This is a genomic window from Pseudobdellovibrionaceae bacterium, from assembly GCA_023954155.1.
Classification (GTDB): domain Bacteria; phylum Bdellovibrionota; class Bdellovibrionia; order Bdellovibrionales; family UBA1609; genus JAMLIO01.
In genome coordinates, this window is record JAMLIO010000005.1 from 164856 (window position 1) to 185443 (window position 20588).

Consider the following 20588-nt stretch of genomic DNA (forward strand, 5'->3'; position numbering starts at 1 on the left):
TGTATCAAAATAAAACAAAATATAAAAAGAGAACAGCTAAATAGAGCCTGTTGGCCTATACTGTAGGTTGATGTCCCTCTTATTTTAAGAGTATAATGGACATGTACTTATAGATTAAAAGTTATTTAAGGGACGTAGTATGTGTAAAATGACTTTTGTGTTTTTAATGCTGAGTTTTTTTTATATGCCCAAGGCCTATGCGTGTCGTATGGACCAGCCACCTACTTATAAAGTCAACTTGAGTTACGACAAAATGATTAAAAACGACATGGTGATTGAACTTGTCGAAGTGGAATCGAATAAGAAAGAGTATCTGCTTGATGACACAGGATATTTGGGAGCCTATTTGGCTTTTGCGCGTCTGACAACAAACAAAGATGCAGAGACAGTAAAGCTTTTTAAAGAACGACTAGATAAACTTAAAAGCAGTCTTATGCCCTATGATAATGGCTTAGAGATCAGTAAAAAGATCAAAGAACTTAAAAGCATCAGTAGCATGCTAGACAGTGAAACCATCACCACTAAAGAGTTGATCGTCAAATGGCTGGAACTGAAGTCCACCCTAGATAAAAATGAATTACAGATCTTGGTTCGACAAAAAAAGGCCCTCAATCAGGAGTGGTCCGCCAAAGAGATCAATGTCGAACAAGTTCGTCTTCCTGCATATTCCATTCCCAATGCTAGAGGATGCTCAGGACGATTAACGGGATTTAAACTTCAGTAATCCTATATTTTTTGCAAGAATCTTCTAAGGCCATTTCAAAAGTGACCTAAATCTTTTAAATTACCTACAACAATGACTTTGAGGTGTAGGTATGAAGTGGTCTATGATGTTTGTCAGTCTGTTTTGTGTTTCTCTTTCGGCTCAGGCGTCCTTACATGGCGCTCTACAAAGATTTCCAGTAAAAGATAAACCTCTATATCCTTTAAGTGCTGTGGGTCTTGTTGAAAATTTTTGCTCTGGGACTTTGATTGCTCCCAATAAAGTTCTTACTGCCGCCCACTGTCTGTATGATATTGAAACGGATCAATATATGCCTGTGAAGACCTTCCATTTGGGACAAAATGGGATCAGCCATTTAGGGCAGTCTATCAAGGTGACTTCTATAAAACCACATCCGATTTATGTGGCTACAGGCCTTCCTGCCTTTGATGTGGGGATCATCACTTTAGAACGTGCTGTCTCTGAATTTGTTGTGCCTGTAGTGGCTGATACGATGTTAGGATGGGACTTAAATTCAGAAACTCTAGCTTATGAGCGGATCAGTGTGATTGCGGGCTACCCAGGAGATCAGCTTCTGGGAAACATGTGGTATGTGGTCTGCTTGCTTGAAAAAAACATTCACAACCTTTCGCGTGCCCATTACAACTGCGACACTTTTGGGGGCATGAGCGGAAGCGCTCTTATTGTGTATAATCAAAGCGGCCCACAGATCATTGGCGTTCACACCAATGGGGGAGCAGAGAAGAACTTTGGAGTTTTGATCTTCCCTGAGCTTTTAGAGTTTATTAAATCTAATTGATTTTTAGATTGAGAAATATATCTAGCCAGATTTTTTTTTCTAAAAATAGCAAGAGTTATATTCCTATCGAGTCCTTTGAAATAGACGAGTGATTGGACGATGTTTAATTTGCAGTTCTAGAAGTTCCGCCTCGACCATTGCCGCCGCCAGATGTTCCAACGCGTTCTTGGAATCTGACTTCCGTGGCATACAAATTTGTAAGGGCCTGAGCACGCGCAGTTCTAAGATGAGGACTTAAAGAGCTGCACATGTCATTTTTGTCGTAACGTCGAAGTAGATCAGCTCCAGACTGTCTTTTTAGAGAATTGCTGTCTAATGTTCCTTCGTTCATCTGGTGAAAAAGGTCATCGCTATAGAGACGGTTAATACCTTTAAAATAGTTTTCAACCATTTTTTCCCATTTATCACTTGGCGTAGAACTTTTTGTGCAATCAATATCCGCCATGATGTTTATACCTAGGGCACCACCACGGACTCTTGAAATCCTTGGCGGGTCTTTTTGCATATCTCTAGGGTACATTTTTACAGAGTCTAAATGTTCTTTTTCAAAAACACAGGTGAGTTCACCGTCGGGAGTGATGATGGTGCGTTTCACATTGCCACGATGAGTATAGGAATCTAAATAAGCAAAGTCATTTTCTACCTTAAAGTCAAATCCATCGGCGGGCACAAGACTATAATGGGTGTTGCCCCCTGGAAGGTTAGGTTTATAGTTTTTGACGTCATAACCTGGGACGGATTTTTCAAACCCATAAAGCGAGCTTTTATAAAACTGTTCTGATTGATTCAAACATTGAAGAAGTTTTGCAGAGTCCATGGCAAGGGCCATTTGGGGAATGGAAAATGCAGTTAAAAGTAGTGTGATCAGTGTGTGACGTCCCATGTTTGAAGTCTCCTGTGGAAAATAGCTATAAAGGCGTATCGGACCATTGAAGCCACCTTTAAACTGGATATAGGACTTGGGGTTTCATGCCACTTACACTAGTTCCCCCTCACATGTATTTGCCTCCTGTGATGTCGGCAGCCATGTTATGTGTAGATGCTATTTTACGCCAGTTCCCCTCGACCAAGGGACTTTCACCCCCTAGAGCATTTATAAAAATTACTCTTTTGGGCAATGGATTGAGTTCCTAAGGGTTTTGTGGCATATAAAGGTCCATAAAAGTTGGACACGGAGTCCTTGATGAGATCCTTAAATAATTTATTTAAAAATTCAGACTATCTTGAGCTTGCGCTCATTCATCGTAGTTTTCCGTTTAAGAACAAAAAACTAGACAGCATGGGACATAATGAACGACTGGAGTTCTTAGGGGACTCTATTTTAGGTCTGATTGTGGCCTCTAAACTTATGGCCTTGTTTCCAGATGCAGAAGAAGGGATTTTATCGCAAATGCGCGCCTCTCTAGTCAGTGAAGAGGCCTTAGCCGATGTGGCCAAATCCTTAGGGCTAAACGAAGAGCTTAAGCTCTCCTTTCAAGAAGAACGAAATGGGGGGCGAGAAAAAAGCCGTATTTTAGGTTCCGCATTTGAAGCACTAGTGGGAGCTCTATTTTTAGACTCAGGTTACGAGGCCGCACGTAAATTTGTACTGGAAGTGTATAAAGAGCGTTGGCCTGAAAGTGAGTCGCGGCAAGGGTGGGACAAAGATTACAAGACCCAACTTCAAGAGCTTTCACAAAAGCTTTCACAAAATGTACCCCAGTATCAAGTCCTTGAAGAGGTGGGGCCAGATCACAATAAAGAATTTAAGGTGGAAGTGCGTGTATTAGACAAGAACTTTGTAGGACTGGCAAAGTCCAAAAAACAGGCCGAGCAAAATGCGGCTCAAAGTGCTCTAGTAAGCCTAAGTCAAAATGGCAGTGGCAATATGGAGATGAAACTATGAGTTTAAAACGTCGTAGGTCGCTGTGCTGTCCGTGTTTTCAAGTCGGAGAAAAACTATAATGGTGGAGATCATGTTATGAGTTTAAGATGTGGTTATGTAGCTGTGGTGGGACTTCCCAATGCAGGCAAAAGTACGCTGGTCAATGCTCTGGTTGGAGAAAGGGTCTCTATTGTGAGCTCGAAACCTCAGACCACACGTCAGCGCGTGACAGGAGTGTACACGGGCGACAAAGAGCAGGTGATCTTTTTTGATGCTCCAGGTTTTATTCAAGCCGATTCGGGTCTTAATAAATTCATTCAAAGTGAGTGGGAGTCTTCTATCGAAGAGGCCGATGTGGTTTTAGGAGTGTTAAATATTGATGCGGACTCAGAAGCCCATATTGATCGTGTGATTGAAAATTTAAAATCTATTGAGCGTCCCAAGTTGGCGTTCATCAACAAGGTCGACTTAAAAAAAGATGTCCGACGGCTTTTTATGCTCGAAGAAAAATTAAGACAAGCAGGCATTGAGTATCTGTTTGGCTCAGCATCCAAACTGAAAGACGATCTTAAAGAAACTCTGTTAAAAAAGATTGTCGAGCATCTTCCAGAGCAGGATTATTTTTTATGTGATACAGATGTTTACACACTGCAGACCTTAAGAGAGATGACCTCAGAGATCATTCGTGAAAAGTGCTTTTTGACACTGGCTCAAGAGATTCCTTATCAACTGGCCGTGCATGTTAGACTTTTTGAAGAGAACTCGCATTGCATTCGTATTTTTGCAGAGATATGGGTGTCTAAGGAAAGATACAAAAAGATGGTGGTTGGAGCCCAAGGTTCAAAGATTGTTAGAATCGGTACTTTGGCTCGCAAAGACATTCAGACTTTGGTAAGACAAAAGGTGTTCTTGGATCTTAATGTGAAGGTCAAAGAAAATTGGAACAAGAACCAACAGATCATGAAGGAGTTAGGTTATGACATCAGAAAACCAGAATCTGCCACAATCTAATCAAAAACTTCTTAAGGTAGGTCTTGTTGGCCGTCCTAATGTGGGTAAAAGTTCTTTATTTAACTACTTGACCCGCTCACGTTCTGCCGTGGTTAAGGACGAGCCAGGGGTGACTAGAGACATTAAAAAGGGACTGGCTCAGTGGTGGGGCAAAGAGTTCCATGTTTTTGATACGGGAGGAGTTACTGAACAGGCAGAGGGTCTTTTTGAAATTGTAAAAAAACAGTCTGAAGAGATTTTAAGCAGTTTAGATGTGATCCTTTTTGTAATGGATGGCAAGTATGGCTACCATCATGATGATCATGCGCTTTTGCAAATGATCAAAAAAACAGGTCGCCCCTATAAGTGCATCATCAATAAGGTCGACCGCCCCGATGAGGCTGAGATCATCACCGCTGAATTTTATGAACTGGGTGAGACTGAATTTTTGCCTATTTCAGTAGAACACCAAGACGGCGTTCATGAACTGATCGAATGGGTCTTAGAGCATGAGGATAATGAAATTTTAGACGACGAAGCTCCACAGAGTGTAAGGCTGTCCATTGTCGGCAAACCCAACGTGGGTAAAAGCTCTCTTGTAAATTGCATTTTAGGAGAAGAGGCCCAAGTCGTTTATGATATGCCTGGTACAACTGTCGATGCGGTAGACCACGATTTTATTTATAATGACAGAAAGTACACGATTGTGGACACAGCAGGTATTCGTCGTCAATCCAAACGTGAGGATGGGATTGAGTTCATTTCGGCTGTAAAAAGTTACGAGGCCATTGATCGTTCGGACATTGTTTTACTAGTTATTGATGGAACTTTGGGACCGACTAAACAAGATTCTAAAATCATTGAGTATCTATTTGAAAATCATAAACCCGCCATTTTGGTTTTAAACAAATCTGACTTGGCTAAAGAGCAATCCAAGACCTATCGTGAGGATTTAAAGGCCAGCCTTGCCAGACAGTTCCACTTTTTTGAAGATGTCAGATTCACCTTTACCAATGCCAAAGAAGGGCATGGGATTCCTGCGCTTTTTAAATTGATAGAAAAGACATGGCAGGATTTAAACATTCGTATTCCCACTTCGCAGCTCAATAAGTTTTTTACTGAAACCATTCGTAAAGCTCCAGCGCCCGTGTATGGCACTAAGGATGTGAAGTTTTACTACCTCACACAGACCCATCAGCGCCCGCCTAGCTTTATTGCTTTTGCCAATCGCCCAGAAGGGGTGAGTCCTTCCTACCGTCGATTTTTATCTAAAAGAATCAAAGAGCAGTGGGACATTATGGGTATACCTATCCGTATTTTCGCTATGAAAAGTGGTGGCGGGGGTAAGAAATTTGGTGGTGATAAGTCTGTATGAAGATGGCTCCTCGCTATAGCATCTACTTTATCACCATCTCCATGGCTCTGGGTTTAGGGAACATCTGGAGATTTCCCTATCTGATTCATGATTACGGAGCAGGGGCTTTCCTTATCATCTACGCCCTTTTGTCTTTGTTTATCGGTGTACCTTTAGTGGTGAGTGAGATTCTTTTAGGGAAGGCCCATCGTGACAGAGACTATGGGTCTTCAAGCCGCGTGCTAAAAAGTGTTTTTTTTGACCGAAGCCTTAAGGGACTGTATTGGGTTCCTGCTGTTTTATCTTTGCTCGTGCTATCCTATTACTGTTTACTGAGCAGTTGGATTTTACATTACGTGTGTCAGGCGTTTTACTGCATTTTGTATAAGAAGCCCTTTATTGCTGAAGAAGTGTTTATGCAAATCAGCTCTCGTCCGTGGTTGCAGATGCTTCTATGTAGTGTGCACATGCTTTTGACTTTTTTATTTATGAATAAGGGTGAGAAGTTTAAAATCAATAGACTAACGGCTTTAGTCATCCCGAGTTTTGTAATGTTTGTGGGTTACATTGTTTATAACTTCTATACTTACGAAGACATTTATGAAACGGCTAAGCGACTTCTTTATCCTAATTTTAATCAACTTAATAAAGCCTCGCTGAATTTCGCTTTAGGGCAGATGCTCTTCACCCTGAGTTTAGGGTTTGGCATCTTACTCAGTTTTGGAAAAAGTTTAAAGGCAGACGCTTCTGTTCCCCAGGTGTCTGCACGTTTGGGTTTGATGGACAGTGTGGTTTCCGTGTTGATGGCCTTTGTGCTGTTCCCCATGATTTTAAGTCTGGGATATGTGGGTGCAGGGTCAGAGATTCTTTTTTCAGTTTTACCTTATTACTTCCAATCCCAAGAGCTAAGCCTATACTACACCTTAATCTTTTATCTTTTAATTTATCTTGTGGCTCTTTTTGCGGGGTTGGGACTGATGGAGTCTGTGGCCATGAACTTATATGAGGGCTTAAGTTTAACCAAAGTCAAAGCCATCACAATATCTTGCAATGGAGTTTTTTTACTCGGCTCTGGAATCATTTTATTAAATCAATTCTCTAAAAGTGTAGAAAGATTTGGTTATAGTAATGTCATCACCTTTGTAGACGATATTTTAATCAACTTTGTTTTACCATTATCCACAATCTTAATTTCAGTCAGGGCCTATAAATTCCTTAACCGCAAATTCGTAGAAGGCGAATTCATCCGCAATGAAGGCCCCTCTACATGGCGCTTCTTCATCTACTGGCGCTTCATCATCTTATACGGATTCCCCCTAGTCTACATCATCTCTCTTCTTATTCGTTTCACCTAAACTTGGCCTTGAAGTTATGGGGTGGCCCCACTTGAGTGAACTCTTTTTTAATTTTTGATTGTGTGTACTCAAAATGCTCAGACAGTGACGTTTGGCATGCCTTTGCGTTCGCAAAAACACGCCAAGCCGAACTCGCATTTCGACCACACACAATCAAAAATTAAAAAGGAGTTCACTCAAGTGGTGTGGATGTTTCAAGGTCAAGTTTAGGTGAAACGAATAAGAAGAGAGATGGATTAAAAGTTGATTCCGATATTGCCGCCGATCCAGAAGACGTCGCCGCTTAAGTAGACGCCTGTAAGTCCGCCACCACCGCTCCCGCTGGGGATGTTTTCGTTTTCGTTGGGAAAGTTGGCGTAATGGTAAAGAACAGTGAGGCCTGCAAAGTTTCTGCGGCGATTGAACATGTATTCAAAGCCAAAACCCACATCATAAGTAAAAGAACCGTCTAGACCCTGAAGGACACTAAACGAAGTATTGGTCTGTCTGCGAATTTGAGAGAATCCACCAAGAATAAAGGGGTTAAGATCTCCTAGGGAGCGGGTCATATTTTGTGTGTTTAAAAAGTATTTAGCGTGGGCCGACCATGTATTCATGCGTACTCGAGAGTTAATCCTAGTGGCCCCATCGGGAATGGTCTGTTGGTGGGTGGTGGTGTAGAAGGTGCCCTGTAGAGCAAAGCGTAAAGAGAAAAAATAAGAGGCAGAAATGCCTAACATAGGGTCGCGGGTGTTGTATTTAGCTAGATTTCCTGTGTGCATGTGCATGCCTAAGATTCCTGCCACACTGAGCATTCGACCGTACTTAAAAAAGTTAATGTCGGCCTCTTCGGAGGTGGCCTCTACGAACTCGCTATAATCCGCAAAGGGATCATAGTTATCTTCGTAGTTCATCTCATCTTGTGCCCAAGCTGTGTGCGAAAACGTGCTAAGAATCAGTGCGAAAATTAGTGAGTACCTTAAGCCCATAGCGTTAGTATAAACAACTCTTGCTTAAACTGAAACGTCTAGCTCTTTTGTAATGTAAGAACGAGACAAAGGCAGGGGATTGTGATAGTCCTAAGTCATGGACTATAAAAAAAGTGGTGTGGATATAGAAAAGGGGGACCAGTTTGTAGACTGGATCCGTGCAACACAACCTAGGAACGCGCCTCATGCGGATAAAATCATCAGTGGCGTGGGTGGCTTTGCGGGGGTCTTTCGGGCCGCCTTTGAGCACATGCAAGACCCCTGTCTTGTGGCCTCCACTGACGGCATTGGCACTAAGCTTTTATTAGGGGTGGAGTACAACCGCATCAGAGACTTGGGCCAAGACCTTGTGGCCATGTGTGTGAATGATCTGATCTGTTGCGGAGCCGACCCTCTGTTTTTTCTAGATTATTATGCCTGCGGAAAATTAGATTTGGGCCAAGCCCAAGAGTTTGTCGCAGGTGTACGTGAAGCCTGCTTAAAGTCAGGGCTCTTTCTCTTAGGTGGAGAGACCGCAGAAATGCCAGGCCTTTATGAAGGCCGACATTTTGACAGCGCAGGTTTTGCAGTGGGGGTGGTGGATCGCAGTCAAATTCTAGGTCCCGAAAGAGTCAAGGCTGGGGATGTGGTGGTGGCCATTGAGTCTTCTGGTTTTCATAGCAATGGCTATTCTTTACTTAGAAAAGTCTTTGAAAAGGACATGGAAGACTGGGTGGACCAGCTCCTAAAGCCCACACATTTGTATCCTGCTCTGGCAGAGCAATTTAAACGTAATGACTTACATGTTCATGGCATTGCCAACATCACAGGCGGTGGAATGTCCAATATCCCTAGGTGTTTAGGGGATAGTCTTAAAGTAGAACTTACTCCGTGGATCTTGCCTGAGATTGTGGCAGAGGTACAAAAGCGCACGGGGATGAAGGACGAAGACCTGTATTTGACACTCAACTGCGGAGTGGGGCTTGCGGTGATTTTACCTGACTCCGAAGCTGACACTTTGATTCAAATTGCAAGAAAAGAAGGCTTTAGTTCATGGCGTATGGGTCGTGTGCTAGAAAAAGATTCTCCTACAGATAAGGATTGGTATTTTGTCTAAAAATATAAACCCTCAAGACTTCCAAGATCAGCCGCAAAAGTGGGCCTTATTTTTTTCTGGACGTGGTAATAATATGCGCGCCCTTTTACGAGTCCATCCTGAAGGGGCGCCTCGTCCTTTCTTGGTCTGTAACAATGCGAAGGCCGAGGGCATAGCCAAGGCCAAGGAACTAGGGTACGAACCCCATCTGATCAAGGCTCCCTATGATTACAAGGCTTTAGCGCAATTACTTCAAGAGCAAGGTGTGACCCATATATTTCTTCTTGGATATATGCGAATCGTTCCTTCGTCTTTTGCCAGCCAGTGGGCTAACAGAATCTTCAATTTACATCCTAGTCTGCTCCCGCTATATCCTGGATTAGACAGCATCAAGCGGGCCTTTTTAAATCATGACGACATCGGAGTGACCATTCACCATGTGACTGAAGGTGTGGATGAGGGTGAGGCCGTGATGCAGAAGTGTGTGTTTCCTAAAGGGAGCTATTCACACATGACTTTTTCTGAGGTCGAAGACTTTGTGCACCGTTGGGAGTATCAAATGGTCACTGAATTTTATTTAAATACACTTCAAGGACAGCAAACATGAATCCCAATCAAAACTATGATGTGTTGATCTTTTCTATCTTTGGTCGAAACACCTGGCTAGCGGCTCAACTTAGAGCCCTGGGTTATACCGTTGCTTTTTTGGATTTAACTAGTCTTTTTCAAAAGGGCACACCTGAAGACTGGGAAGGTCCTTTTCCGCAGGTGTTCACAGACACCATGGAAAGATCCTATTGCCAAAGCCTTACAGATCAAGACGAGTACGAGGTCCTGCTTCGTGGCCCTAGTATAAGAATTAAAAAATTAGGACTGTTTGAATTTAAAGCCGACCATTCACGTTATTTGGTTCACAAATGGGGACAAGAGGGACTTTGGTTTCATGAAACTGAAGAGATGCCTTTTTTAGAACCCCCTAAAAATTTAAAATATCCTTCGCTGTGGTTAAAGGGACTTCTTAAAGAGTGGCGCTCTACAACCCTAAACCCTATGCGTGAGTCCCTATATTTAAACACACCTGAGTTCCCCTTAAGCTCTCACTACGTGGTAAGACATCCTTCAAGAGAGGGATACTTAAATAACAGTGCCTGGCTTGAGACCGTGGGAGTGGACATTGTGCCTGTGTCCTCTTGGTGGAAGTGTGCCCAAGAGAGCAATAAAAAGTGGGTGCTTAAATTTGAAAACGACATGGTCAAAGCCCAAGCCGATCATTTGATCATTGGGCTTTCTAGTTATGAACTGCACAGATTTTCAGGGCAATTGGATTTAGGCCAGAACAAAATGAAGGTCCCCAAAGGGTTTTGGACCAGATGGACAGGAACCTGTGCCAGCACGGAGAAGCTTGCGTTTGTGCCTAGCTATTCTATGTACTTGTCTGATTTAGAAATGGGTCTATGTAATGAAAATTTAATTATAGTGATCAAGCGTCCGAACCAACAGATTGACGTTTGGGCTTGTATCACAACGGAAGTGTTTTCTGAACAGAGCTTTGTGGAAAACACCCAAAATGAAATCCTTAAAAACTTAAAGAACTTTGTTCCAGAGTTTTTTGATCTCAAACTTGACAGTCCAAGGCTGGGTTCTGACTTGTATTCCTTTTGGCCTGTGTATGATAAAACTTTACCCACCCTAAAAGGCAAACGCAGTTTGATCTTAGACAACCCCGAGGTCTGGCCAGGATTAGATAATTATTCCAGATACGTTTTTCAAAAAAACATCATACAGAGTTTTAAAGATGACATCGAAGTCGATAAGGGAGTGGAGCTGTGATTGAACGATATACTCTGCCCGCCATGCAGGCCATTTGGGATTTAGAAAATAGATTTAAATGTATGCAAGAGGTGGAAGTGGCCGTCGCCCTTGTGCAAGCGGACTTAAACATTATTCCTAAACAGGCGGCCCAAGACATTGCAGCGAAGTCTAAGTTCAGTGTACCCAGAATTGCTGAAATAGAAGCGGAAACAAAACACGATGTGATCGCCTTTGTTTCTAACTTAGCTGAAAACGTCGGGGACTCAGGAAAATACATTCATTATGGGCTTACCTCTTCGGATGTGATTGATACGGCTACCAGTTTACAAATCAAAAAAGCGGGCGAACTGGTGTCACAAAAAATTGTAGACCTTAAAGCGGCCTTAAAAAAATTGATTTTAGAACATAGCTCGACTCTTTGTAGTGGCCGTACCCATGGGATGCACGCTGAGCCCACGACTTTTGGTATGAAACTTCTTGGGTTTTATGTAGAGCTTAGCCGTAATGAACAGAGATTTTCTGCTGCGATTGAGCAAGCTAGCATTGGTAAACTCAGTGGGGCCGTAGGCACATATTCTGTGCTAGACCGAGATGTTGAAGTGAATGTTTGTAAAGCTCTTGGCCTTACGCCTGAAACAGTAGCCACTCAGGTCATCCCCAGGGATCGTCATGCCGAGGTGATCTATGCGATCAGTATGTTAGGGGCTGGACTTGAGCGTCTTTCTGTAGAGTTAAGACATTTACAGCGTACAGAAGTGGCAGAGGTGTATGAGGGATTTAGTAAAGGTCAAAAAGGATCTTCAGCCATGCCTCATAAAAAAAATCCCATCAGTGCTGAAAATCTTACGGGTATAGCAAGACTTCTGCGTGGATATTTGGTCGCGGCTCATGAAAACATTGCCTTATGGCATGAACGCGACATCAGTCACTCTTCTGTAGAACGAGTGATCTTTCCTGATGCGTTTATTTTGATTCACTATGCTTTAGATCGTATGACTCAAGTCTTAGGTCGTTTAGAAGTGGACAAAGAACGCATGAAAAAAAATATGGATGGATCAAACGGTCACCTGTTCTCATCGCATGTACTGCTCGCTTTGATAGAAACAGGACTTAGCCGTGAAGACGCCTATAAGATCGTGCAACGAAATGCTCACGCTTTGCAAGTGGGTGAGCATTTGCGGGATAAACTCTTGCAAGACCCAGAGGTGTCGTCGCGTGTGAATGCTCAAACTTTAGATCAGATCTTTTCGGGTCAAAGACATATCGAATCCATTCAAAAAATTATTCCTAGAGTTCTAGGTTAAGAGGAGTAAAAAGTATGACACAGGTGCAGTCACAACACTTTAAGCGAGGCGACCTGCAGTACGAAGGCAAAGCCAAACAGGCCTATGCGGTCAAAGGCGATGAGGATAAGATGTGGCTGAGCTTTAAAGATTCTCTGACAGCGTTTAACGCTTTGAAAAAAGGATCGTTTGAAGACAAAGGCAAGGTGAATCTGTCAATCACCGAGATCATCTTTAATGAACTTCATAAACATGACATCAAAACCCATTGGGTCACACGCGTTGGGGACACCGATCTTGTGGTGCAGAAACTAGAGATGATTCCTCTAGAGGTTGTGATAAGGAATGTTTTGGCGGGAAGCACAGCTAAAAAATTTGAAATGCAGTCTGGAGAGGTTTTAAATCCTCCAATTTATGAACTCTTTTATAAAAATGATGCCCTAGGTGACCCTTTTATCAATGATTCACAAGCTCTATTTTTAAAGGCAGTCACATCTCAAGAGGATTTACTACGTATTCAAAAGATCGCTTTAAAGATCAATGAGATTTTGCAAAATATATTTAAAGCGATAGATATTCAGCTTGTAGATTTTAAAATTGAATTTGGTTGGGGCAAAGATGGAGAGATTCATTTAGGGGATGAAATCTCACCTGACAGCTGCCGTTTGTGGGAGATCGGCACAGGCAAAGTTTTAGATAAAGATCGGTTTCGTAAAGACATGGGCGAGGTCAAAGAGTCTTACGAAGTGGTTTTAAGTCGTTTACAAGAAAAGTTTAAGGCATAAGGGTGGTGTTATGAAGTTTGGGATTCAAGTTTTACCTAAAAAAGAAGTATTAGACAGTCAGGGACGTGCAGTGGAAGATGTCTTTAAAAAAGAAGGCTTTAAGCTTAAGTCCTGCACTGTGGGCAAATACATTGAAATTGAACTGGCAGAATCTAATGACGACAAGGCCCTACAGCAGATCAAAAAGATGTCTGAGTATGTGCTTTATAACCCCTTGATTGAAACCATTCAGATTGAAAAATTAGAAGTAAGATAAGGAAAGACTATGTCGACTCAAAAAGTAGGTGTGACACGTTTTCTGGGTACAAATTGTGACCGTGACATTTGGAAGGCCTGCGAAAATCTAGGATTAACACCCGAGTGGCTGTGGCATGAAGATCAGTTTAACATTGAGGATTACCGTGCCCTCATTATTCCTGGAGGATTCAGTTACGGGGATTATCTACGCTGTGGGGCTTTGGCCGCAAAAAGTGCAGTGATGAAGTCTGTAACAGAAGCAGCTAAAAAGGGTGTTCCTATTTTGGGGATATGTAACGGTTTTCAGATTCTTTGTGAAACTAAGCTTTTGCCAGGGGTTTTGCTGCGTAACGAAGGTCTAAAATTTATTGATGATTGGGTGGAACTTAAAGCCAGCACACAGAATAAAAATTGGAATTTTCCTAAAACCCTTAAGATGCCTATTGCTCATGGTGAAGGTCGTTATTTTATAGATTCTGAAAGTTTAAAAAAACTGCAAGACCGTGATCAGATTTGGGTCACCTACGCATCTTCGAATCCCAATGGCTCCGTGCAAGACATCGCGGGCGTGATTGGTTCTGTGGATGATAAAACTATGAACATTGGTGGGCTGATGCCTCATCCAGAAAGAGCGATGAAAGACTGGATGGGTTCTACAGACGGGCAAACTTTATTGGCTCAATTTTTACAGGTGTAACCATGAACTTAGAAGAAAAAATATCTTACTACCGTTTGAATAAAGAAGAGTACAACAAGATCTGTGACCTTTTAGGACGAGAGCCTCAAGGTGTAGAATGGGCTTTATTTTCTGCCCTATGGAGTGAGCATTGCAGTTATAAAAGTTCAAGACGCCACTTTAAAAAATTCTTTGCAGAATCTCCAAGACTTGTTGAAGGCTTTGGTGAAAATGCAGGCGTGATTGATTTAGGTGAAGGGGAAAGAGTCGGCTTTAAAATGGAAAGCCACAATCACCCGTCCTTCATCGAACCGTATCAAGGAGCCGCCACAGGTGTGGGTGGAATTTTAAGAGATATTTTTACGATGGGGGCTCGTCCTATTGCTTTAGGAAACTATCTTTGTTTTGGCAGATCTGATGCCCCTCGAATGCAAGATTTAGTCAGTGGTGTGGTCAGTGGTATTGCAGGTTATGGAAACTGCGTGGGTGTACCGAATGTGACAGGACAAACGGAATTTCACTCTAGTTATGATGAGAACATTTTGGTCAATGCTTTTGCTTTAGGTTATTTTGGTAAAGAAGATGTGTTAGTCACCTCTAAAGCAAAAGGTGAGGGCAACTATGTGGTGTACGTGGGGGCCAAGACAGGTCGAGACGGAATCCATGGCGCAAGTATGGCCAGTGAATCCTTTGAAGACGGCGATGAGAGCAAGCGTCCCACCGTGCAGATCGGGGACCCCTTCTTTGAAAAACTTTTGATTGAAAGCTGTTTGGATGTGATCAATCAAAATCTAGTGGTGGCCATTCAAGATATGGGAGCTGCGGGCTTAACAAGCTCAAGTTTTGAGATGTCCTCTAAAGGGGGAGTAGGGCTAGATATGAGTCTGGATCAAGTTCCTCTTCGTGATGCCTCTATGAGCCCTGAAGACATTTTACTTTCTGAAAGCCAAGAACGTATGCTCTTGGTGTGCCTACCTGAAAAATTTGAAGCTCTTAAAAAGGTCTTTCACAAATGGAACCTGGAAGCTACAAAAATTGGAGAGGTGGTTAAGGACAAAAAGATCACTCTGCGTTGGCATGGTGAGGTCTTAACTTCTCTTGATCCTGATCTTTTGGTGGAGAACTCTCCTAATTATGAGCGTAAATTTATTCCTTATAGTGGGATTAAAAATTCTAAAGTGGTGGAGTTCAGTCAGCCTCCCGAATTTTATCTGCGTGATCTCTTTACTCAGATTCAGGCGACCAGTCGTCAGTGGATCTATAGACAGTATGATCAGCGTGTGGGGGCCAATACGGCAAGAGACTGCGGTGACGATGTGGGTGTGGTGATGTTGCCTGAAACCCAAAGACCACTAGGTATTGTTTTAGGGTGTCGTCCTGCACTGATGCGTGGGGATGCCTATGTCGGGGCACAAGACGCCATCTTTTATCCTGCTATTGAGTTAGCTCTTAAAGGGCTTGAACCCTTAGCGGTGACAGACTGTTTGAATTACGGCAACCCTGAAAAAGAAAATGTCATGACGGATTTTGTGGCCTCTATTGAAGGCATAAGTTCGGCGTGTCGTGCTTTGAAGGCCCCTGTGATCAGCGGGAATGTGAGTTTTTATAACGAAACCAGAGGTCAAAACATCACACCTACGCCTAGCACAGGGCTTGTGGGTTTAGGGGAAGACATCGCGCATGTCCCTCATAGCACTTGGCAGAAAGAAGGGGATGTCATTTATAAAATCACTTCACCTGATGCCGTGAAGTGGTCAGGGTATTTTTATGACCAAAGTTTAGAGGTAGAACAACAAAAGACACGAGGAAAAGCCCTTGCAAATGATGCGGCCCCCTCTATGACATTAACTGCAAGTGGTGGGTCTAATGCTACGACGGCTATTGCAACAACAGGAACAACAAGTGGTGGAGTGAGCGGAGCCTTAAATGTGGAGGCTCTTGCGGGTTTTGTGAAGGGGCTCACGTCCTTGGTGCGCCAGTTTACTCCTAGCTCTTCTAAAATAGTGGGCAAGTATGGGCTGCTTTATACTTTATTCAAGATGAATGGTGAAAATTCACAGTTTTCATCTTATTTGCAAATAGATTTTGACAGCGAGAGCCTTTTCCGTGAAAAACTATACGAAGTGGTGCTGGCTTTGTCTGCTGACAAGGTCGAAGAGTTTGAAAACTTTGTGTCCACAACACATCCTGATTGGCAGATGCAAAAGATAGGTCAAGTGACTAAGAGTGATAAGATCGTCATTGCAGATGCTAGTGGGCAAGAGCTTCAAACTTTTTCAAGCAAAGATCTTGGCATCCAGTATAAAAAAGGATGGTCCAATGCATTCTCAAGATTGCAATAGTGTAAAGCTACCTGTGTTAAAAAATATCTTCACAGACAAGATCAAAAATGTAAGTGATACGAATGAGGCCATCTCTGTGGAATCAAAAGCGCAGAGATCTTATCAACACAGTTCCGTAGAAGCTACGATGGACTTTTCCAAACGCAGTTGGAAAGAAGAGTGCGCCGTCTTTGGTATTTGGGATGATCCCGAAGCCAGTCACATGACTTACCTAGGGCTTTTTGCTCAACAACATCGTGGTCAAGAGGCTGCAGGTATAGTGACTCTCACCGAAGAGGGACAACACCTCAGACAAAAAGGCCCAGGCCTTGTCGGAGAAGTGTTTAGCGAGCAAGATCTCAAAAACCTTAAAGGGCGCTGTGCTGTGGGACATGTGCGATACTCCACCACAGGCAACAATGACACTCACAATATTCAACCCCTTACTGCAAGTTTGCTTAATGGTCCGTTAGCGGTGGCGCATAATGGAAATATTGTAAACGAAAGATCTATACGCAATCAACTCAAGCAAGAAGGGTCTATCTTTCAAGGGACTTCTGACACCGAAGTGCTTTTGCATCTTTTGTCTAAAGACCCAAGAAATGATCTTTTTGAATGTATGAAATCCTCTTTGCAAAAATTAGATGGGGCTTTTAGTTTTGTGGTTTTAAGTAAAGACAGTATGGTCATTGCCCGTGACCCCAGAGGATTTCGACCTCTGGTCTTAGGTAGAAGACCTCACGAGCAAGGGCAAAGTTGGGTGGTGGCTTCAGAAACCTGTGCCTTTGATCTTATTGGAGCCGAGTTTGTCAGAGAAGTGGAACCAGGAGAGATCATCAGTATCAGTAAGGAAGGATTTGTTTCTGAGTTTTATTCAGAAAATAAAAAGTATGCGCAATGTATTTTTGAACACGTGTACTTTGCTCGTCCAGATTCCAATGTTTTTGGTTTAAGTGTCTATAAGTCCAGAAAAGAATTTGGACGGGCTTTAGCCAAAGAAAATCCAGTGCAAGCTGACCTTGTGATTCCTGTTCCTGACAGTGGGATTGCCGCAGCTTTGGGTTATAGTGAAGAGAGTGGAATCCCTTTTGATCTGGGGATTATCAGAAATCACTACATAGGCAGAACCTTTATTCAGCCTACACAAAGTATTAGAAGTTTTGGTGTGAAGATCAAACTTAATCCTCAGTCTGATGTTTTAAAGGGAAAACGTGTGATTGTGATTGATGACTCTTTAGTGCGCGGGACCACCAGTAAAAAGATCATCCGTTTGGTGAGACAAGCAGGTGCTAAAGAGGTGCATTTTCGTGTAGCTTGTCCTCCGACCATCAGCCCTTGTTATTATGGGGTGGACACCCCTGAAAAAGATCAACTGATTGCGTCCAAACACTCGGTGGACCAGATCCAAGAGTACATCGAGGCGGACACCTTGGGGTATTTAAGTCATGAAGGCATGATGAAGGCCGTAGACAGCGCGCCGCGCGGAGGATTTTGCTCTGCGTGCTTCACCGCAGATTATCCTGCGGGTTTGCCTGAGGCCTAAAACTTATCTATATTTAGTGGGGACATTTGGGGGAGGTCTTATGAAGAATTTCGTTTTGTTTATTCTTGCCAAGACATTTTTAGTTTTTGCAGTCACGTTTATAGTTTCTGGTTTTGGGGCCTATGCCAGTACAACAAAGACAGAGTTAATATGTGTCTTCAGTCACCCACAGATGGTTGTGGTCTTTGACCCTGACGAGAGCACTGTGACTTACACCGATGAGTTTGAAGCAGGATTGATTCTTACTAACTACGGAAGTCTGGTTCCTAACATTCCCTCCAGTAGGAATCCTGATGTTTATAAAGCGACTCCAGGCAGTAGATATAAAATCGTAGGACCCACTGGAGACTTAATTTTAGATTTAACATTTAATTATAAAGGCTTTGATGGCAGCAGCGAGATGTCTTATCCCTTTGAAGCTATTTTTTATGACCACCGCTACAACGATCAATTTGGTGGGGGCTGTTACACCGAAAACGCTCTACCCATCTTCTTTGACGACATCATCAGCGAAATCCAGAACTAAGCTCTCTCACATATAGAGTTTGTGGTGATCCCACTTTTTATTTCTGAAAGGCGTTGTTGTTTGGGAGGTCTTAGAAGACATATCCCTCTGACAATAGGCACGCCCATCCATGGGCTCTTCCAGTATTTGCCCTGCGGGCAAAACGCGTCACGCTTACTGGAGGCCAATTGTTAGAGGGATATGTCTTCTAAGACCTCCCAAACAACAACTGCCTGTGTGATGGTGTTTAAGTTGGGATATAGCTGTCTCTGCTCCGGTTTAATTTCACCATCAACTTCTTCTCTGTCTTTTAAATCGGACTTTTTTTGTTGCTTTCATTTGATTTTCCTTTACGATCTGTATTTGCTTGACGGGGCCCCAGTTTTAGAACCAATTATAATACGACTAGTCGACATTCAAGCTCCTTATTTTCCGGTGTAAATGTTTCTGGTGCCGGAGGTCTATACCCAAGAGAGCTATGAGGTCTTTTCGTGTTGTAATGTCTTCGCCATGTTTCAATCATTACTTGAGCCTCTTTTAAAGAGTAAAAAATCTCTCCATTTAAAAGCTCATCTCTTAGTTTTCCGTTAAAAGACTCAACATAACCGTTTTCCCAAGGACTTCCAGGCTGGATAAAAAGAGGCTTTAATTCGAGTTTGTTAAACCACATCCTTAAGTTTGTGGCGATAAACTCTGGCCCATTATCAGATCTTATATGCTCAGGAACCCCTCTCTTGATAAAAAGCTCAGCCAGTGCGTCTTGAACATCTTCTGAAGTCATTTTTCGTTTAACTTTGATCACAAGACTCTCCCTTGTAAATTCATCGATCACATTAAAAAGCTTGATTGTCTTTCCGTTATGAGTTTTATCCATCATAAAATCGTAAGACCATACGTGATTTGGTCTTTCTGGCCTCAGTCTTATGCAAGAGCCTTCTTGATCCCAAAGTCGCGCTCTTTTTTTTTGCTTCTTTGGTACCTTAAGGCCTAGAGCTCTCCAGATTCTAAAAACTCTTTTCTTATTGATCTCCCATCCTTTTTCTTGAAGAAGAGCGGTCACTCTCTTATATCCATAGCGGCCATAAAGCTGTGATAACTCTAAGATGTCTCTCGTAAGTCGGTCTTCCTCAGGTCTGTAAATAGCTGTGTATCGTTGGCTAGATCTGCTTTGGTTTAAAATTTTACAAGCCCGTCTTTCTGAGATATTGAACACCTCGATGGCGTGTTCAACGGCTTCGCGTTTTCTTGACGGGCTTAGAAGTTTCCCCGGTTAATTTCCTTAAGCACGGAATTATCCAAGGCCAGATCAGCAACCAGCTTCTTAAGTCTTGTATTTTCGTTTTCAAGCTCTTTAAGCCTTCTTGCTTGGTCCACATCAAGACCTCCAAACTCCTTTCTCCAGCGATAAAAGGTTTGAATAGTGATGCTTGCTTTTTTGCAGGCTGCCTCTTGAGATAGGCCTCGACCTTGCTCAATTTCAATATCTCGAAGAATTTTGACGATCTCCTCGGCACTTCGTTTTTTCTTTCCCGACATAAAACTTGCTCCTTTTCTCTTATAATCCTACCATATTAGTGGATTAGGTCTTGGGGGCCAGGTCAGGTAGAAGTTTAAACAGCACGGTCACTCATATGTTTGTATATGAGGGCGACTTAAGAATTATAGCGGATATCAACCCAAGTACGGGAAATATTGAGACGAGATATGTATATGTCTCACAATCGCACAGTCCAGACTATATGATGAGAGGTGGTCAAGAGTACCAGTTTGTCAAAGACCACTTAGGTAGTGTAAAATTAGTGGTAAGGGTCAGTGATGGCGTAGTTATGCAAAACATCACTTACGATGAGTTTGGAAGAGTGTTAAGCGATACGAATCCAGGCTTTCAGCCCTTTGGATTTGCAGGTGGAGTGTACGATGCTCAAACAGGCTTAACAAAGTTTGGAGTAAGAGATTACGACGCAGAAGTGGGCAGATGGCTTACAAAGGACCCGATTTTATTCCATGGAGGAGATGCTAATCTTTATGGGTATGTGATGATGGATCCAATAAATCTTGTCGATCCAGATGGTGAATTTGGTGTTGCACTTGCAGTTAGTGTTGGTGTTCTCTATGGATTATACCGTGCTTTTGATGCATATCAATATCATACGAATCCAAGATATAAATTGGAAAAAGACATTAAAAACAAAGACAATGAATATGATCCAGATAGAAACAAGTGTGTGCCAGGATATAAAGAGCCAGGGAAAAGTAATAGGCACTATAAGTATATGGTAGCGAGGAATTATTAATGA

The 20588-nt window shown here is 42.6% G+C and carries 20 protein-coding genes; 17 read left to right on the plus strand and 3 right to left on the minus strand.

Annotation, left to right across the window (positions count from 1 at the left end; all coding sequences use genetic code 11):
• Window positions 1–139 precede the first annotated feature (139 nt).
• Window positions 140–724, plus strand: coding sequence for a hypothetical protein (locus M9899_07670; protein ID MCO5114036.1), 585 nt, complete (start codon window positions 140–142; stop codon window positions 722–724).
• Between the two features lie 91 nt (window positions 725–815).
• Window positions 816–1523: a trypsin-like serine protease gene (locus M9899_07675; protein ID MCO5114037.1), complete on the plus strand. Its 708-nt coding sequence runs from the start codon at window positions 816–818 to the stop codon at window positions 1521–1523.
• Window positions 1524–1626: 103 nt separating this feature from the next.
• Here M9899_07675 and M9899_07680 read toward each other — a convergent pair whose 3' ends face one another.
• Window positions 1627–2406, minus strand: coding sequence for a hypothetical protein (locus M9899_07680; GenBank protein ID MCO5114038.1), 780 nt, complete (start codon window positions 2404–2406; stop codon window positions 1627–1629).
• 300 nt (window positions 2407–2706) lie between these two features.
• On the opposite strand from M9899_07680, the gene rnc reads away from it, so the two are divergent.
• The 4 genes from rnc (at window position 2707) to M9899_07700 (ending at window position 7086) form a co-directional block, all read left to right on the plus strand.
• Window positions 2707–3408 (plus strand): ribonuclease III, encoded by a 702-nt coding sequence (gene rnc, locus M9899_07685; GenBank protein ID MCO5114039.1) that lies wholly within the window; start codon window positions 2707–2709, stop codon window positions 3406–3408.
• Between the two features lie 75 nt (window positions 3409–3483).
• Window positions 3484–4398, plus strand: a complete 915-nt coding sequence (gene era, locus M9899_07690) for a GTPase Era (protein MCO5114040.1) — start codon at window positions 3484–3486, stop codon at window positions 4396–4398.
• Window positions 4364–5752 carry a ribosome biogenesis GTPase Der gene (gene der / locus M9899_07695; GenBank protein MCO5114041.1) on the plus strand — a complete coding sequence of 463 codons (1389 nt, stop codon included), beginning with the start codon at window positions 4364–4366 and terminating at the stop codon, window positions 5750–5752. The genes era and der overlap by 35 nt, the downstream gene beginning before the upstream one ends.
• Window positions 5749–7086, plus strand: a complete 1338-nt coding sequence (locus tag M9899_07700) for a sodium-dependent transporter (protein MCO5114042.1) — start codon at window positions 5749–5751, stop codon at window positions 7084–7086. Before der ends, M9899_07700 begins: the two co-directional genes overlap by 4 nt.
• 236 nt (window positions 7087–7322) lie before the next feature.
• Here the strand turns inward: M9899_07700 and M9899_07705 are convergent, their stop codons facing one another.
• A complete protein-coding gene (locus M9899_07705) occupies window positions 7323–7979 on the minus strand; it encodes a hypothetical protein (protein MCO5114043.1) in 657 nt (218 codons plus the stop codon).
• A 172-nt stretch (window positions 7980–8151) separates the two neighbouring features.
• Between M9899_07705 and purM the strand changes: the two genes are divergently transcribed.
• From purM to M9899_07755, 10 genes are read left to right on the plus strand one after another with little or no spacing between them, the layout of a single operon-like run.
• The gene (purM, locus tag M9899_07710) at window positions 8152–9150 is read left to right on the plus strand and encodes a phosphoribosylformylglycinamidine cyclo-ligase (GenBank protein ID MCO5114044.1); all 999 of its coding nucleotides are present in this window, start codon (window positions 8152–8154) and stop codon (window positions 9148–9150) included.
• A complete protein-coding gene (locus M9899_07715) occupies window positions 9143–9736 on the plus strand; it encodes a hypothetical protein (GenBank protein ID MCO5114045.1) in 594 nt (197 codons plus the stop codon). The genes purM and M9899_07715 overlap by 8 nt, the downstream gene beginning before the upstream one ends.
• The gene (locus tag M9899_07720) at window positions 9733–10959 is read left to right on the plus strand and encodes a hypothetical protein (GenBank protein MCO5114046.1); all 1227 of its coding nucleotides are present in this window, start codon (window positions 9733–9735) and stop codon (window positions 10957–10959) included. The genes M9899_07715 and M9899_07720 overlap by 4 nt, the downstream gene beginning before the upstream one ends.
• On the plus strand, window positions 10956–12245 hold the full coding sequence (gene purB, locus M9899_07725; GenBank protein MCO5114047.1) for an adenylosuccinate lyase: 1290 nt from the start codon (window positions 10956–10958) through the stop codon (window positions 12243–12245). The genes M9899_07720 and purB overlap by 4 nt, the downstream gene beginning before the upstream one ends.
• Window positions 12246–12259: 14 nt before the next feature.
• Window positions 12260–13009 (plus strand): phosphoribosylaminoimidazolesuccinocarboxamide synthase, encoded by a 750-nt coding sequence (locus tag M9899_07730; GenBank protein MCO5114048.1) that lies wholly within the window; start codon window positions 12260–12262, stop codon window positions 13007–13009.
• Between the two features lie 10 nt (window positions 13010–13019).
• Window positions 13020–13265, plus strand: coding sequence for a phosphoribosylformylglycinamidine synthase subunit PurS (purS, locus tag M9899_07735; protein MCO5114049.1), 246 nt, complete (start codon window positions 13020–13022; stop codon window positions 13263–13265).
• A 9-nt stretch (window positions 13266–13274) separates the two neighbouring features.
• The gene (gene purQ, locus M9899_07740; GenBank protein ID MCO5114050.1) at window positions 13275–13943 is read left to right on the plus strand and encodes a phosphoribosylformylglycinamidine synthase subunit PurQ; all 669 of its coding nucleotides are present in this window, start codon (window positions 13275–13277) and stop codon (window positions 13941–13943) included.
• 2 nt (window positions 13944–13945) lie between these two features.
• Window positions 13946–16264 carry a phosphoribosylformylglycinamidine synthase subunit PurL gene (gene purL / locus M9899_07745; GenBank protein ID MCO5114051.1) on the plus strand — a complete coding sequence of 773 codons (2319 nt, stop codon included), beginning with the start codon at window positions 13946–13948 and terminating at the stop codon, window positions 16262–16264.
• Window positions 16242–17786, plus strand: a complete 1545-nt coding sequence (gene purF / locus M9899_07750) for an amidophosphoribosyltransferase (GenBank protein MCO5114052.1) — start codon at window positions 16242–16244, stop codon at window positions 17784–17786. The genes purL and purF overlap by 23 nt, the downstream gene beginning before the upstream one ends.
• A gap of 40 nt (window positions 17787–17826) precedes the next feature.
• Entirely contained in the window at window positions 17827–18312 is a 486-nt protein-coding gene (locus M9899_07755; GenBank protein MCO5114053.1) for a hypothetical protein, read from the plus strand.
• A gap of 373 nt (window positions 18313–18685) precedes the next feature.
• Here M9899_07755 and M9899_07760 read toward each other — a convergent pair.
• Window positions 18686–19827 (minus strand): IS3 family transposase gene (locus tag M9899_07760; GenBank protein MCO5114054.1). Its coding sequence is split into 2 segments (ribosomal slippage): window positions 18686–19563 and window positions 19563–19827, totalling 1143 coding nucleotides; the frame shifts between segments, so codons are not numbered across the junction.
• Window positions 19828–19922: 95 nt separating this feature from the next.
• Here M9899_07760 and M9899_07765 point away from each other — a divergent pair.
• The gene (locus M9899_07765; GenBank protein ID MCO5114055.1) at window positions 19923–20585 is read left to right on the plus strand and encodes an RHS repeat-associated core domain-containing protein; all 663 of its coding nucleotides are present in this window, start codon (window positions 19923–19925) and stop codon (window positions 20583–20585) included.
• Window positions 20586–20588 lie beyond the last annotated feature (3 nt).

Bases quoted from the DNA above. Each gene is read 5' to 3' on its own strand.
- M9899_07670 (MCO5114036.1), top strand. From the start codon at position 140: ATGTGTAAAATGACTTTTGTGTTTTTAATGCTGAGTTTTTTTTATATG.
- M9899_07675 (MCO5114037.1), top strand. From the start codon at position 816: ATGAAGTGGTCTATGATGTTTGTCAGTCTGTTTTGTGTTTCTCTTTCG.
- M9899_07680 (MCO5114038.1), bottom strand. From the start codon at position 2,406: ATGGGACGTCACACACTGATCACACTACTTTTAACTGCATTTTCCATT.
- rnc (MCO5114039.1), top strand. From the start codon at position 2,707: ATGAGATCCTTAAATAATTTATTTAAAAATTCAGACTATCTTGAGCTT.
- era (MCO5114040.1), top strand. From the start codon at position 3,484: ATGAGTTTAAGATGTGGTTATGTAGCTGTGGTGGGACTTCCCAATGCA.
- der (MCO5114041.1), top strand. From the start codon at position 4,364: ATGACATCAGAAAACCAGAATCTGCCACAATCTAATCAAAAACTTCTT.
- M9899_07700 (MCO5114042.1), top strand. From the start codon at position 5,749: ATGAAGATGGCTCCTCGCTATAGCATCTACTTTATCACCATCTCCATG.
- M9899_07705 (MCO5114043.1), bottom strand. From the start codon at position 7,979: ATGAACTACGAAGATAACTATGATCCCTTTGCGGATTATAGCGAGTTC.
- purM (MCO5114044.1), top strand. From the start codon at position 8,152: ATGGACTATAAAAAAAGTGGTGTGGATATAGAAAAGGGGGACCAGTTT.
- M9899_07720 (MCO5114046.1), top strand. From the start codon at position 9,733: ATGAATCCCAATCAAAACTATGATGTGTTGATCTTTTCTATCTTTGGT.
- M9899_07730 (MCO5114048.1), top strand. From the start codon at position 12,260: ATGACACAGGTGCAGTCACAACACTTTAAGCGAGGCGACCTGCAGTAC.
- purS (MCO5114049.1), top strand. From the start codon at position 13,020: ATGAAGTTTGGGATTCAAGTTTTACCTAAAAAAGAAGTATTAGACAGT.
- purQ (MCO5114050.1), top strand. From the start codon at position 13,275: ATGTCGACTCAAAAAGTAGGTGTGACACGTTTTCTGGGTACAAATTGT.
- purL (MCO5114051.1), top strand. From the start codon at position 13,946: ATGAACTTAGAAGAAAAAATATCTTACTACCGTTTGAATAAAGAAGAG.
- purF (MCO5114052.1), top strand. From the start codon at position 16,242: ATGCATTCTCAAGATTGCAATAGTGTAAAGCTACCTGTGTTAAAAAAT.
- M9899_07755 (MCO5114053.1), top strand. From the start codon at position 17,827: ATGAAGAATTTCGTTTTGTTTATTCTTGCCAAGACATTTTTAGTTTTT.
- M9899_07765 (MCO5114055.1), top strand. From the start codon at position 19,923: ATGTTTGTATATGAGGGCGACTTAAGAATTATAGCGGATATCAACCCA.